At 39.6% G+C, this 13355-nt stretch carries 11 protein-coding genes; 6 read left to right on the forward strand and 5 right to left on the reverse strand.

Annotated features, from left to right (window positions below):
* Positions 1–254: 254 nt before the first annotated feature.
* The 4 genes from AC07M3_RS09660 (at position 255) to AC07M3_RS09675 (ending at position 3272) form a co-directional block, all read left to right on the forward strand.
* Complete coding sequence (locus AC07M3_RS09660) at positions 255–1187, forward strand: RluA family pseudouridine synthase (RefSeq protein ID WP_133747573.1); 933 nt, start codon at positions 255–257, stop codon at positions 1185–1187.
* Positions 1184–1858, forward strand: coding sequence for an HAD-IA family hydrolase (locus AC07M3_RS09665; protein ID WP_494567171.1), 675 nt, complete (start codon positions 1184–1186; stop codon positions 1856–1858). Before AC07M3_RS09660 ends, AC07M3_RS09665 begins: the two co-directional genes overlap by 4 nt.
* A 66-nt stretch (positions 1859–1924) precedes the next feature.
* Positions 1925–2617 (forward strand): helix-turn-helix transcriptional regulator, encoded by a 693-nt coding sequence (locus AC07M3_RS09670; protein ID WP_092707211.1) that lies wholly within the window; start codon positions 1925–1927, stop codon positions 2615–2617.
* A gap of 49 nt (positions 2618–2666) precedes the next feature.
* Positions 2667–3272, forward strand: a complete 606-nt coding sequence (locus AC07M3_RS09675) for a glutathione S-transferase family protein (RefSeq protein ID WP_494567172.1) — start codon at positions 2667–2669, stop codon at positions 3270–3272.
* Between the two features lie 58 nt (positions 3273–3330).
* On the opposite strand, the gene AC07M3_RS09680 is transcribed toward AC07M3_RS09675, so the two are convergent.
* Complete coding sequence (locus AC07M3_RS09680; protein WP_494567173.1) at positions 3331–4008, reverse strand: DUF1345 domain-containing protein; 678 nt, start codon at positions 4006–4008, stop codon at positions 3331–3333.
* A gap of 266 nt (positions 4009–4274) precedes the next feature.
* Positions 4275–5180, reverse strand: a complete 906-nt coding sequence (hcaR, locus tag AC07M3_RS09685) for a DNA-binding transcriptional regulator HcaR (RefSeq protein WP_133747578.1) — start codon at positions 5178–5180, stop codon at positions 4275–4277.
* Between the two features lie 655 nt (positions 5181–5835).
* Between hcaR and AC07M3_RS09690 the strand changes: the two genes are divergently transcribed.
* Positions 5836–6888: an MBL fold metallo-hydrolase gene (locus AC07M3_RS09690; protein ID WP_017388447.1), complete on the forward strand. Its 1053-nt coding sequence runs from the start codon at positions 5836–5838 to the stop codon at positions 6886–6888.
* 74 nt (positions 6889–6962) lie between these two features.
* Here the strand turns inward: AC07M3_RS09690 and katG are convergent, their stop codons facing one another.
* From katG to AC07M3_RS09705, 3 genes are all read right to left on the reverse strand, one after another.
* On the reverse strand, positions 6963–9119 hold the full coding sequence (gene katG, locus AC07M3_RS09695) for a catalase/peroxidase HPI (protein ID WP_494567174.1): 2157 nt from the start codon (positions 9117–9119) through the stop codon (positions 6963–6965).
* A 529-nt stretch (positions 9120–9648) separates the two neighbouring features.
* A complete protein-coding gene (ptsP, locus tag AC07M3_RS09700; RefSeq protein ID WP_092707223.1) occupies positions 9649–11943 on the reverse strand; it encodes a phosphoenolpyruvate--protein phosphotransferase in 2295 nt (764 codons plus the stop codon).
* 85 nt (positions 11944–12028) lie between these two features.
* Complete coding sequence (locus tag AC07M3_RS09705) at positions 12029–12514, reverse strand: RNA pyrophosphohydrolase (RefSeq protein WP_003654696.1); 486 nt, start codon at positions 12512–12514, stop codon at positions 12029–12031.
* Between the two features lie 182 nt (positions 12515–12696).
* On the opposite strand from AC07M3_RS09705, the gene AC07M3_RS09710 reads away from it, so the two are divergent.
* On the forward strand, positions 12697–13347 hold the full coding sequence (locus AC07M3_RS09710; protein ID WP_045126237.1) for an HAD family hydrolase: 651 nt from the start codon (positions 12697–12699) through the stop codon (positions 13345–13347).
* Positions 13348–13355 lie beyond the last annotated feature (8 nt).

Here is a 13355-nt window from a genome sequence, read left to right on the forward strand (position 1 = left end):
CGATATAATAAGCCTTCGGCGTCGGCATAATTCTTTAGGACCTATCCGAGCTGATGGTGAAAGCATCATTTTGATTGAGGTTTCAATCAGGGAAATTCCCTATTAGATGTTCACTTACGGCGGTATCCGTGCGCTGACTATATCAAACCTTGCAGCATCTGCCTATGGGCTAAGCTTAGATTTCTTGCGAAAAAACTAAGCTAAACGGTCATTTATTAATCAAATTTAGCAAAATTTCAGGTTTAAATATTAGTATGAATTCTACACAGCAATGGCAAAGTGTCACTTGGTTTGAGGTGGATGAACATCAAGCAGGACAGCGAATTGATAATTTCCTGTTCTCGCGTTTAAAAGGTGTACCTAAAAGTCGTATTTATCGTTTGATTCGTGAAAGTCAGGTTCGAGTAAATAAAAAACGTGTTAAAGCTGAGACTAAACTTGAGATTGGCGATCAGATTCGTGTTGCTCCAATTCGTTATGAACAAAAAGATGAAACAGCCGCTCCTGTCAGTGACAATGTAGCACAAAGCTTATTAAGCCGTATTGTCTATGAAGATGAAGGTCTATTAGTTGTCAATAAGCCTTCAGGTATTGCTGTCCATGGCGGCAGTGGTATGGCATATGGTTTGATTGAGGCATTACGCGCAGCGACTGGCAAAAAATATTTAGAACTTATTCATCGTATTGACCGTGATACTTCAGGTCTGGTCATGATTAGTAAAAAACGTAGCACTTTAAAACTACTACAAGATATGTTGCGTGAGCACAAAATTCGTAAGACCTATGCTGCGATTGTTAAAGGTCAAGTGAGCCTAGATAAACAACTCATTGATGCGCCTTTATTGCGATATGAGTTGGCAAATGGTGAGCGTCGTGTACGTGTAACTAAAGATGGTAAACCAAGTAAAACTGAATGGGTTGTAGCAGAGCGCTTTAAAAATGCAACATTGATCCATGCATCACCTTTGTCAGGCCGTACTCATCAGATCCGTGTGCATGGTTTAAGCATTGGCCACCCGTTGATTGGCGATGATAAATATGGGCACACGACTGCGTACACTGGGCCTGAAGCACGTCGTTTATGCTTACATGCGATGCGTTTAGATATTCCGGGTTATCCACCGATTGAAGCACCGTTACCAGAAGACATGACCCAGTTATTAAAGGCTTTGAGAGTGGCAAAATGAGTCTAAAAACCGAATTAGTTATTTTCGACTGGGATGGGACTTTATATAATTCTGTTGGACAGATTGTTGCTAGCTTGCAGCATGCGGCAGAGCAGCATGAATTACCTTTAACCGATGAAGCCGCAAAAAGTATTATTGGTTTAGGCTTGCCTGAAGTCATGCAAACCTTATTCCCAGAAGCACCTGAGTTGCATGATTCAATTTTAAAAGCGTATGGTGATCACTATATTGCGAACTCTACAAATGATGCATGGTTCGATGGTGTTGCTGAGCTCTTACATGACTTAAAAGCTCAAGGTTTAAAACTTGCAGTCGCAACGGGTAAAAACCGTCGTGGGTTGGATCGTGTAATCGCAAAAACACAAAGTATTCATCTTTTTGATGTGACTCGAGCAGCTAATGAAACTCGATCAAAACCAGATCCACTCATGTTGCAAGAAATATTAACAGTCACTGGGGTGAGTGTTGAGCGTGCTGTAATGGTTGGTGATAGTAGCTATGACCTTGAGATGGCTCAGCGGTTAGACATGCCACGAATTGGTGTTGGTTATGGGGTTCATTCGATTGAAGTGCTACAGCAATTTAAGCCTTTAACGATTGCTAAAGATGTTCAAGAGCTTCATCGCTTCCTAAACGGTTATGCTCAGTTACCTGCTATAGATTTAGTGTAATTTAAAGCGGTACGAGGGGGATTTATTCCCCCTTATTTGAATTTAAAAAACAATAAGAAGAGAAAAATGAGTCGTTCTATTCGCCTATTAAACCTTTTACAACAACTTCGTGAAGCGCGTTATCCAATCACAGCACAAGTTCTCGCTGAGCGTATGGGAATTAGTGTGCGAAGTATATATCGAGATATAGATAGTTTACGTGAGCAGGGCGTAGAAATTGAAGCATCGGCAGGTATAGGTTTTCAGCTTAAAGAAGATATTGTATTACCACCAATGACGCTCAATGAAAATGAAGTCGAAGCTATTTTTTTGGCATTGTATTGGTTGAAGAGTGTGCCAGATCAATCGTTACAATCGGCATCTACATCAGTATTAGCTAAATTGAATTCTGTTTTACCTGAACATCGGCAATATTTATTACAGCAAACGACTTTAAGAGCGTTTAATACATGGCTGCCTGTGGATGAAAATCGAGTCGAACAGGTACGTTTAGCTATTCGGCAGCAAGTCAAAATTTCGATGCATTATCATGATGAGCAGCAACGAAGTAGTGTTCGAACCTTGTGGCCTTTTGCTTTGGGATACTTTAATGACAAAATTGTGTTGGCCGCGTGGTGTGAACTCAGGCAGGATTTTCGACATTTTCGACTCGATCGTATTCAACAGCTGAGTTTAAGCCAAGAATTATACCCATCATTTAAGCAACAACTATTTCAGCAGTGGTGGGCACAAGAATCGCAGACTACTGACAAAAACTGACAAAGAGGTTTTGTAGACTAGGACCCACGATAAACAAGGAGCAATAAAAATGAGCCTTAAACTTTATACTAACAAAGAGTCACGTGGTGTTGTGATCGACTGGCTTTTAGTCGAACTAGGTGTTGAGTGTGAACGCATTGAAGTTGCATATAAGACTGAAATGAAATCACCAGAATATCTAAAAATTAATCCTTTTGGAAAAGTGCCAGTATTGGTGGACGGTGATGTGGTGATTTATGAGCTAGGCGCAATCTGTGCTTATCTGGCTGATAAATTTTTCGACAAGGGGCTGGCTCCGGCATTAGATGATCCTAAACGTGGTTTGTACTATCGCTGGTTATTTGTGATGGCAGGTCCATGGGAAGCTGCAGGCGTTGATAAAGCCCTCGGAATAGAGGTATCTCCTGAGCAAAAAATGTTTGTTGGCTATGGTGATTATAACGATGCTTATCAAGCTTTAGTGCAAGGCTTGAGTGAAGCAAATCCGTATGTATGTGGCGAACAATTTACAGCAGCAGATGTAAGTGTTGGAGCAATGCTCTTATGGCAATTAAAAATGGGCGCGATTGAATCCCATCCGGCCATTACGCGTTATGTTGAAACCATCAAACAACGCGAAGGCTTAAAGCAAAGCAGTATGGGCACGTTGGCGTAAAGTTAAGCTGTTAAGAGTCACTCATTTGGGTGACTTTTTTATTTTCGAAATACAAGTTTTAGTTGGTAAGAAAGCCAGCAGCAACGTTAATACAAATCGCTAAAATTGTGGTGTTAAAACCAAATGACAACACGGCGTGAAATAGGTTTAAAAGCCGCATATGTTTGGTGGTAATTGACACATCGGCAGTTTGAGCAGAGGTACCAATAATATAACTAAAGTATAAAAAGTCGGGATAAGTTGGATGTTCTGTTCCGGGGAAGTCTAAACCGCCATTTTCTTCATTTCTAGACAAAGCCATATAGAAATCATGTGCGTAATGTAGAGCAAAAACGCTATGCATAAATAGCCATGCAGAAACAATTGTGAGTAAAGCTAAAGCTACATGCCCTAGCTTTGCAGAACTCTCAGAAGGAAGCTGTGAGAGTTGGATTAAAATAGCGACTAAACACATGGCTAAGGCCAATAAAACAATCAGCATAATGACCCATTTGCTTTCATCTTGTTTTTTGGCTTGCTGTTGCATTTGTGAATGATCGCAACTTTTCATAAGTTGCAAAATATATAATAGATATACGCTAACAGAAGCATTCCAGCTGACTAATAAAATCGTTGACCATTGCCATGAAGTTAACCACGTCAGAATCATTGCTGTGATAAATCCCATGAATAAAGCAATAAAGAAGTGAGGGCGGTTTCGTACACTACGTCCAAGATGTTGAAATACTGCAACCATTTTCCTAATCTCCTTTTACTACATGGTAAATATATTATTTTTTATTAAATGGTGAAAATAATATCCAGTTTTATATAGGTTTTATTCCAAAATTTTCAATTATATTTAAGAGATATTTACTTTTACCAAGTAGGTAAAATAGAACAAAAGCATGGGCTAAAATGTTTATAAAAAGTATAAAATAAATAAAAATAATATTTACTTATACTTTTTATAAAGGTGTTCTTATTAATCATCTGCTTAAAAATAAAATATAGATTTTCTGATTAAGTGTGAGTTAAGTTTTTATCTAGATGAAATACTTTAGTGAGTTGGTCAATGAATTTTTGGACGCCTAAAGACTGTGAGTTTTTACGGTAATTTACGAATAAATCTAGTGTTGGTAACTCGATATCAAGCGGGCGGACTACCGTATTTTTGATTCCTAAAGGTGCCACGTAGGCAGGTAAAATTGTACAACCTAATCCAGAACCAAGAGAGTTAATATTAAACAACATGCTATCTGCTTTTTGAACAATATTGAGGTCAATATTGTGAGTTTTGGCAAAGTCTAGAATAGTGTTATGTAATGTTTGTGACTGCTCGGCAGCAGGAATAATAAAATCAACGCCGTGTAAGGCATGGACAGGAATTCGGTCATATTGTGTAAGTGGGTGATTTTTAGGAAGTAAAAAAATCAAGGGTTCAGTCAAAACAAATTGGCTTTGGATATCATCACTATCTGTATTTTCTCGGGTAAAGGTAATGTCTAACTCACCTTTTTTTAGGGCTTTAAGTTGTTCAGTATTGTTTAGGTTAGATAATTCAATGATGAGATCGGGGTGTTGTAATCGCAGATTAGGAAGAACGTAAGGGAAAATTTTCATTTCTGCAATGGGGACAAAACCGATACGCAACAGTTGCTGTTTAGCCTTAGAAACCTGCCTTGCCAGAGCAACTGCTTTTTCAGCTTGAGCAAGGGTTAGGCGAGCATGTTCTAAAAATACTACGCCTTCTTCGGTTAACTCAACTTTACGTTTAGTGCGATTTAAAAGTCGTACCCCAACATCTTCTTCTAAATCTTTAATCTGTTGGCTAAGGGAGGGTTGTGCGGTAAAAAGTTTAAGAGCGGCTTTACTAAAATTTAATTCTTCAGCAACGGTAATGAAATATCGGAGGTGGCGTAGTTCCATAAGACTAATCCAAAAAATGTCTTACTATGATTTATGTGAAGTATAAAGCATAAAGGGATATAGCGTGAAGATACTTTAGGTATTTATAAAATAAATGGAATTTTAATTTTCATTAAGGATTTAATATGGGAAGCATGGTTTTAATAATTCATAAAATATATTAATTGTTAGATGTTAAATGCATTATCTTTACTTAATCAAAGAAATATTTAAATGTTTTAAACATTAATATGATTAATTCTCATATTATGCAAAAGTGGAGAGTAATAAAATAAATTTATAAATGTACTTTTGTCAGAACTATTAATCTGAAATTGTTACTAAATATTTTCTCTCTATATGTTGAAGACTCTTTAGGCTGAAAAAATTAGGACTAGGGTAGTGGGGCACCGTAGTTCTATGGCTACTTTCGGTAGCTTACTTATTGTTATGTTATACAAGTGCTCTTAATAAGAATGGTAATTATCGACGCATAAACTCAACACATCTATGCATTTTTTATGGCAAGCTAATTCAACTTATGTTGGCTGTGACCACAATAAAAGGGATATTTATATGATAAATAAGTGTAAGTGCCATAGCTTAATTTGTTTTAATTGTTAAGATAGAAACCTGAACACATCCATTCTGCCGATGCTAAAGCATAGAAAAGCCCATGAAAGACAAGCCGACATTAACATATCAATTGCCGACTCAGTCCTGTTGGACGCATACATGGATAAAACCTCCTTTTTATCATCCAGAGTCAGGGCGTGAATCAGATACACGTTTTTATAACCAACAACCTAAATTACCGGCTAGAGGCTCAAAAGAGCTATTACGTTGGTTAGCCACTCGTGAGTCTTATACATGGAATGTTGATATTCAAAGTGAATATGAAACCCGTATAAATACAGCTGTGGCTTTACCTCAAAATCGACCCCATGCAGATTTGGATGATTGGCAAGTTTGGTTTGTTGGGCATGCTACAGTACTCATCCAGATTGGACCTTATAACTTTATTACTGACCCAGTATGGTGTGATTACGCAAGCCCTTTACATGGGCGTGGACCACGCCGTGTATGCCCTGCGGGTTTTGCGTTAGAGCAATTACCGACTATTCATGGTGTTTTACTCAGCCATAATCATTATGACCATATGGATTTGGCTACACTCGATTGGTTGCATAAAAAATTTGCAATGCCGATTTACACAGGATTGGGGAATGGTTTTTATCTACCAAAAGAATTTCATGTGATTGAGATGGATTGGTGGCAAGAAATTCCCTATCACGAATTAAGAATAATCTATACACCTGCACAGCATGGATCGGGCCGTGGTCTACGTGACCAAAATAAAGCACTCTGGGGAGGCTTTTCGGTTGTTGCTAAAACAGGTCACTGTTTCTTTGCTGGGGACACTGGTTATGCAGGGCATTTCAAACAAATACATGCACGTTATGGGGCGCCACGTGTTGCTTTGCTTCCAATAGGTGCTTATGAGCCACGTGCCTTGATGAGCTATGTCCACATGAATCCACAAGATGCATTACATGCACACTTTGATTTGCAGGCCCATCGTTCTGTTGCGATTCATTATCGGACTTTCCAGTTGACTGATGAAGGCCGGGAAGATCCGGAACATGCTTTAGGACAAGCAATTAAAGCTTCGTCAAAGCTTGCTAATCCTTTTTACTGCATTCGTGAAGGACATAAATTGACTGTGTAACCCCTAGATCACTTTATATTTAAATTTAAAAAGCCAGTTCAATTTGAACTGGCTTTTTATTATTTTGACTTAAATTAAGCTAAGTCAAAACGGTCAAGATTCATGACTTTAGTCCATGCAGCTACAAAGTCTTGAACAAATTTTTCTTTACCATCTGCCTGAGCATAAACTTCTGCTAAGGCACGCAAGATTGAGTTTGAACCGAAGACTAAATCATTACGTGTTGCGGTAAATTTTACTGCACCTGTTTTACGGTCTTTGCCTTCAAATACTTCGCTTGACGAATCAACAGGTGCCCATACCGTAGACATGTCGAGTAAGTTCGTAAAGAAGTCTGTGTTGAGTACACCAACTTGCTGAGTGAATACGCCGTGTTGTGAACCATCCCAGTTGGTACCCAGTACACGTAAACCACCAATTAATGCAGTTAATTCTGGTGCAGTCAAAGTCAGTTGTTGTGCTTTATCAATTAATAATGCTTCAGTTGGTGCACTAATTCCCTCTTTTTTCCAATTTCTAAAACCATCAGCAAGGCCGAGGAGTAATTGGAAAGATTCGACATCAGTTTGACTTTGTAAAGCATCAACACGACCGGAGGCAAACGGAATGCTAATGTTGAAACCTGCCGCTTGAGCAGCTTGCTCAACACCAACGTTACCTGCGAGCACAATTAAATCAGCTAATGACAATTGAGTTGATGCTTTGATTTCTTCAATTTTACTTAAAGTCGTAACCGCTTTTTGGTTTACCTGCCAATCACGTTGAGGCGATAAAGCAATACGTGCGCCGTTTGCACCACCGCGTTTGTCTCCACCACGGAAAGTTGAGGCTGAAGCCCAACCAAGAGAAACCAACTCTCCAGCAGATAGTCCCAGCGCAACAATTTTCGCCTTAGCATCAGCAATGCTAGCAGAAGATGGTATAGCGCTGGCAGTCGGTAATGGATCTTGCCAAATTAAGTCCTCAGCAGGAATTTCTGGACCTAAATAACGTGCTTTTGGACCCATATCGCGATGAGTTAATTTAAACCATGCACGGGCAAAAGCATTGGCGAAAGCTTGTGGGTCGTTATGGAAGCGACGAGAGATCTTTTCAAACTCAGGATCAAAACGTAAGGTCAAATCTGTAGTGAGCATCGTTGGCTTACGTTTAATTGATGGGTCGAATGGATCTGGGATGATCGCTTCAGCATCTGCTGCTACCCATTGAATTGCGCCAGCAGGTGAACGTTCTTGTACCCACTCGTATTTGAATAGGTTTTCAAAGAAGTAATTGCTCCATTGTGTTGGAGTTTGCGACCAAATAACTTCTAAGCCAGAAGTGATCGCGTCTTTACCAACACCTGTGCCAAAGCTATTTGACCAGCCAAAGCCCATTTGTTCAATTGGTGCTCCTTCAGGATCAGCCTGAACATGGTCAGCAGAGCCAGCACCGTGAGTTTTACCTAAGGTATGACCGCCAGCAATCAATGCAACAATTTCTTCATCATCCATTGCCATGTTGCCGAAAGTCGCACGAATAAATGGTGCAGCCGATTTTGGATCGCCACTGGCTTGTGGACCTTCAGGGTTCACATAAATTAGACCCATTTCAGTTGCAGCTAGATTGCTGCCTTCCAATGCTTCAGAGTTACGATGAGCTAACCATTCTTTTTCATCGCCCCAGTTTACATCGTTGTCTGGTTCCCAAACATCTTCACGACCCGCACCAAAACCAAAGGTGCGGAAGCCAGAAGATTCAAGCGCAATGTTTCCAGCAAGAATAAATAAATCTGCCCACGATATTTTTTGACCGTATTTTTGTTTAACTGGCCATAGCAAGCGGCGTGCTTTATCTAAGCTCGCATTGTCAGGCCAACTATTTAAGGGTGCAAAACGTTGTTGACCGCGACCAGCGCCACCACGGCCATCACCCATACGATATGTACCAGCAGCATGCCATGCTAAACGAATAAATAAGCCTGTATAATTTCCCCAATCGGCTGGCCACCAATCTTGGGAATCGGTTAACACATTTTTGATATCAGCTTTGAGTGCGTAGTAGTCAATTTTTTTAAATTCTTCGCGGTAATTAAAATCTTTACTAAGTGGATTAGAACGTTCTGAATGTTGATTGAGCAAGTCAACGCGTAATTGTTTTGGCCACCAATGTAAACTAGGTGTACCACCACCGACCGTTACTTCCGGTTTTGAGTTATGACCTGAAAAAGGACATTTTGATTCGTCTGACATGGCTATATTCTCTCTGGGTAATAATTATTGAGCTCTTGATAAACTAGTAGGGCTCATTTTCCTGGACTTCTGGGTTAAAAACTCATGTTTATCAAATAAAGAAATGAGTGAACAAATGGTGAGAGAAACCGTTTAAAAATTCTTTTCACTGAGATGTTAGCTCATTATTTTTTATTTAATAATGCATCAGATTCCTTTAATTGTTATTCCTCCAATTTACTGTATGAAGGTGAAAAAACAAGAGGAAAAATAAGCTGAAGGCTGTAAATAATGATGCATAGAATTACCTCTTCAATTGTTGGAACAACGTAAGATCTTTTAATAACGCTCTTTAAATATACTAGAAGTAGAAGTCTTATTTTTCAAATGGATTAAATTGTCAGTATTGATTTGAAAAACCGATTGTATTTTTGTTTAATTTAAAAAGTAGGGTAGAACTGAGAGTGAAAAGAAATTTTTATATTCAGTAATCGTAGAAGCTATCTAAAATAAATAAAGGAGAGCATTGCTCTCCTTTATTGTTTATATATTAAACATTTACGATTCGATTTGATTTGACCATATCTGCTAAACCGTGAGTTTTAAAGTAGTACTCAAGCCAGCTTTTCACAATGAGTGGATTATTCATTTTCATGACATCATCAAGTAGTTTTTGTGCATCTGTCATAGGTACATGACAAATTGCTTTTCGTACTCGCAAAATGTTACTCGAACTCATTGAGAGAGTATTAAAGCCCATTGCCATGAGCAGAATTGCCGATAATGGATCACCTGCCATTTCACCACAAATACTAATAGGTTTTTTGTATTCATGACATTCTTTAACTAAACGAGTTAAAGCACGTAGAACGGATGGGTGGAAGTGCGAGTAAACGTTTGCCACATGTGGATTATTACGGTCAACTGCAAGTAAATACTGAGTTAAGTCATTTGAACCGACCGAGAAGAAATCGACAAGTTCAGCAAACTCATCAATTTGTAGTAGTACGCTTGGTACCTCAACCATAATTCCAATTTTTGGCTTGGTAATTTTAACCTGCTCTTCTTCTTGTACTGCCATCCAGTCACGCTCAAGTAAATAAAGTACTTCTTCGACTTCACTTACTGTAGTCACCATTGGCAATAAAATATGCAAATTATTTAAACCAATACTTGCTTTGAGCATTGCGCGAATTTGTGACGAAAAAATCTCGGGATGATCGAGCGTGAAACGAATACCACGCCATCCTAATGCCGAGTTTTCTTCTTCAATACTGAAATAAGGCAAGTCTTTATCGGCACCAATATCCAGAGTTCGCATTACCACAGGTTTGTTGGCGAAGTGACTCAATTGTTGACGATAGATTGCACGTTGTTCTTCTTCACCAGGGAAACGTTCCCGTAACATGAATGGAATTTCACTTCGGTATAGACCAACACCTTGAGCTCCGCGTTGTACACCGCGAACCACATCAATCATGAGGCCTGTGTTTACATAAAGTGGAACAGACACACCATCTGGAGTAATCGCTTCTCTTGTCTCATATTGTTTGAGATCTTTTGCGATCTGCTCATCTTCTTTTTGAATTTCTTTATAACGTTGGCGTAAACGACGTGGAGGATTTACAAAAATACGGCCTTGATAGGCATCCACAATCATTTCTGCATCATCGAGTGTGTTAACTGGCAGCTCAGTGACACCAACCACAGTTGGAATTCCTAGTGCTCGAGCCACAATCACCATATGTGAATTTGCTGCGCCTTCGGATGTCACAATCGCTGCAATATTGTCTACAGGCAGTTCGACTAGTGCCGCAGTACTAATTTCTTCACCAATTAAAATACTGTCTGGACTGAGTTCACGGTGGCTAGAGTCTTCTTCTTGCAAAGAGGCTAAAATACGTCGGCCTAAATCTTTAAGATCAGAAACTCGCTCACGAAGATAGTCATCTTCCATTTGTGCAAATAGGGCAGTGTGCTTTTCAATTACACGGCGTACTGCACCTTGTGCCCAATGCCCGTCACGAATGAGTTCTTTAATTTCTGCCGGTAATGCATTTTCATCTAGCATTCTTAAGAAAACACTAAATAAAGCGCGTTCTTCTGCCATTAATGAATCATGCATTTTTTCATCTAAAGAACGAATCTCTGAACGAACTGATGAAATGGCTTGATCTAAAAGTCGAAGTTCATGACTAATATCTTCTGCTTCACGGTCAGGTACTGAAGCTAAATCTGCAGGTGGATATAAAATAATAGCGCGACCTAAAGCAACACCGCCTGCACCTGAAGCACCTTGAAAGGTTTTATAGGCAGGTCCATTGCTTGGTTTACGAAATACGTCAATATTTCCAACTGCGTGAGCGTGGGCAATAACACCGGAAAGCTGGGCACACAAAGTAACTAAAAATGACTCGGCTGCTTCGCTAAAATCTTGAGGAAGTTTGTTTTGTACAACCAAAACACCCATAACCTTACGGCGATACATGACAGGTACGCCAAGGAAGGAGTTATAAATTTCTTCGCCAGTTTCAGGTAAATACAAGAAACGCTCATGTTTTGGGGCATTGTCAAGGTTAACTATTTCTTCACGTTGCCCGACCAGACCCACCAAGCCTTCACCGAGTTGCAGTGAAACATGTCCCACAGATTCTGGATTTAAGCCCTTTGAAGCCATCAAAACATAGCGCTGATTTCGTTCATCGAGTAAATAAATAGAGCAAACATCCACTTTCATGGCCTCAGCAACCTGATTGACCATGGTGTCTAATGATTCATGCAAACTGACGGACGCATTAACTTCTTGGACAATGCGCCGTAGAGTGTCGAGTTGCATGTTTGACATGGATGTATACTCCAGTATTTTTTTAGACTATGAATGTATTTATAACAGCACTTTCAATAAAAATCATTTGCTAGATAAATGATTTTTAGGGTAATTGTTGCATTGGCAACTGTGTACACAACTCCACCATGGCTTTGCGATAAACATCACGCTTGAAGTTCACCACTTGTCCAAGAGGATACCAATAGCTAACCCACTGCCATTCATCGAATTCGGGTGGGTCAGAGAGGTCTAACTGAATATTTCTTGCATGCGCAGTCAATTTCAGTAAAAACCATTTTTGTTTCTGTCCGATACATACGGGGTCAGAGTCTGACCGAATGTACCTATGTGGCAAACGATAACGCAGCCATCCTTTGGTTTGCGCAATAATCTGGACATGTTCGGGCAATAAGCCGATTTCTTCTCTCAGTTCTCGAAAAAGTGCCTGTTCAGGGGTTTCTCCAAACTGAATGCCTCCTTGTGGAAACTGCCAAGCATTGTGACCAATGCGCTTTGCCCATAAAACCTGTCCATCATCGTTTGCCAAAATGATCCCGACATTCGGTCGGAAACCTTCTGAATCGATCATTTGGCTACCTAAATATTGTCTATATCGTTGACTTTAATCGCGGGGACAAACACTTTTTTATGTCCAGCTCGAAAAGATCAAAGTAAAATGTTTAAATTGCTACGATCTTAACGAATTTCTATCGACTAGCGGAGATAGATTTACATTTTTTTTCTTAAATTTCAGTTTAAACGAGAATTTTCATGAAACTGGCGTTGTTTGATTTAGACCATACCTTGTTAAATACGGATTCAGACCACTCATGGGGTGAATTTTTAGTCAATGAAGGTTTGGTTGATCCGGTTCATCATCGTCAGATGAATGATAAATTTTATGAAGATTACAAAGCAGGGCAACTTGACCCATATGCTTATAATGAATTTGTCTTTGGATTTTTAACAAAGCACGACAATAACTACTTAACTGAGCTTCACCAATTGTTCATGCAAAAAGTGATTCGCCCACAAATGCGTCCAAAAGGTTTTGATGCAATCAAAAAGCATCAAGATTTAGGTCATACAATTGTGGGTATTACGGCAACAAGTGATTTTATTACTGCGCCTATTTTCCGTGAATTTGGTATTACCGAAATTTTGGCAACCAATGCTGAAGTTGCGGATGGGAAATATACGGGTAAAGTTGCGGGCTTGGCGTGTTATCAAAAAGGTAAACTTGCGCGTCTCGACGACTGGTTGGCTGGACGCAGCGTATCTGAATCTTGGGCATATTCAGACTCAATCAACGATCGCTTTTTGCTTGAATATGCGACCCATGCGATTGCTGTAAATCCTGATGATCGCCTTGAAAAGCTGGCCCAAGAAAATAGCTGGGAAATTCAAGACTGGTCGATTTAAGTTTGGGG

It is taken from the genome of Acinetobacter sp. GW821-FHT09D10 (assembly GCF_059416285.1).

What these genes read in the sequence shown, in the direction of transcription:
- AC07M3_RS09705 (WP_003654696.1), bottom strand. Translation starts at nt 12,514, where the DNA reads ATGATCGATTCAGAAGGTTTCCGACCGAATGTCGGGATCATTTTGGCA.
- AC07M3_RS09665 (WP_494567171.1), top strand. Translation starts at nt 1,184, where the DNA reads ATGAGTCTAAAAACCGAATTAGTTATTTTCGACTGGGATGGGACTTTA.
- AC07M3_RS09660 (WP_133747573.1), top strand. Translation starts at nt 255, where the DNA reads ATGAATTCTACACAGCAATGGCAAAGTGTCACTTGGTTTGAGGTGGAT.
- AC07M3_RS09675 (WP_494567172.1), top strand. Translation starts at nt 2,667, where the DNA reads ATGAGCCTTAAACTTTATACTAACAAAGAGTCACGTGGTGTTGTGATC.
- katG (WP_494567174.1), bottom strand. Translation starts at nt 9,119, where the DNA reads ATGTCAGACGAATCAAAATGTCCTTTTTCAGGTCATAACTCAAAACCG.
- AC07M3_RS09670 (WP_092707211.1), top strand. Translation starts at nt 1,925, where the DNA reads ATGAGTCGTTCTATTCGCCTATTAAACCTTTTACAACAACTTCGTGAA.
- hcaR (WP_133747578.1), bottom strand. Translation starts at nt 5,180, where the DNA reads ATGGAACTACGCCACCTCCGATATTTCATTACCGTTGCTGAAGAATTA.
- AC07M3_RS09710 (WP_045126237.1), top strand. Translation starts at nt 12,697, where the DNA reads ATGAAACTGGCGTTGTTTGATTTAGACCATACCTTGTTAAATACGGAT.
- AC07M3_RS09690 (WP_017388447.1), top strand. Translation starts at nt 5,836, where the DNA reads ATGAAAGACAAGCCGACATTAACATATCAATTGCCGACTCAGTCCTGT.
- AC07M3_RS09680 (WP_494567173.1), bottom strand. Translation starts at nt 4,008, where the DNA reads ATGGTTGCAGTATTTCAACATCTTGGACGTAGTGTACGAAACCGCCCT.
- ptsP (WP_092707223.1), bottom strand. Translation starts at nt 11,943, where the DNA reads ATGTCAAACATGCAACTCGACACTCTACGGCGCATTGTCCAAGAAGTT.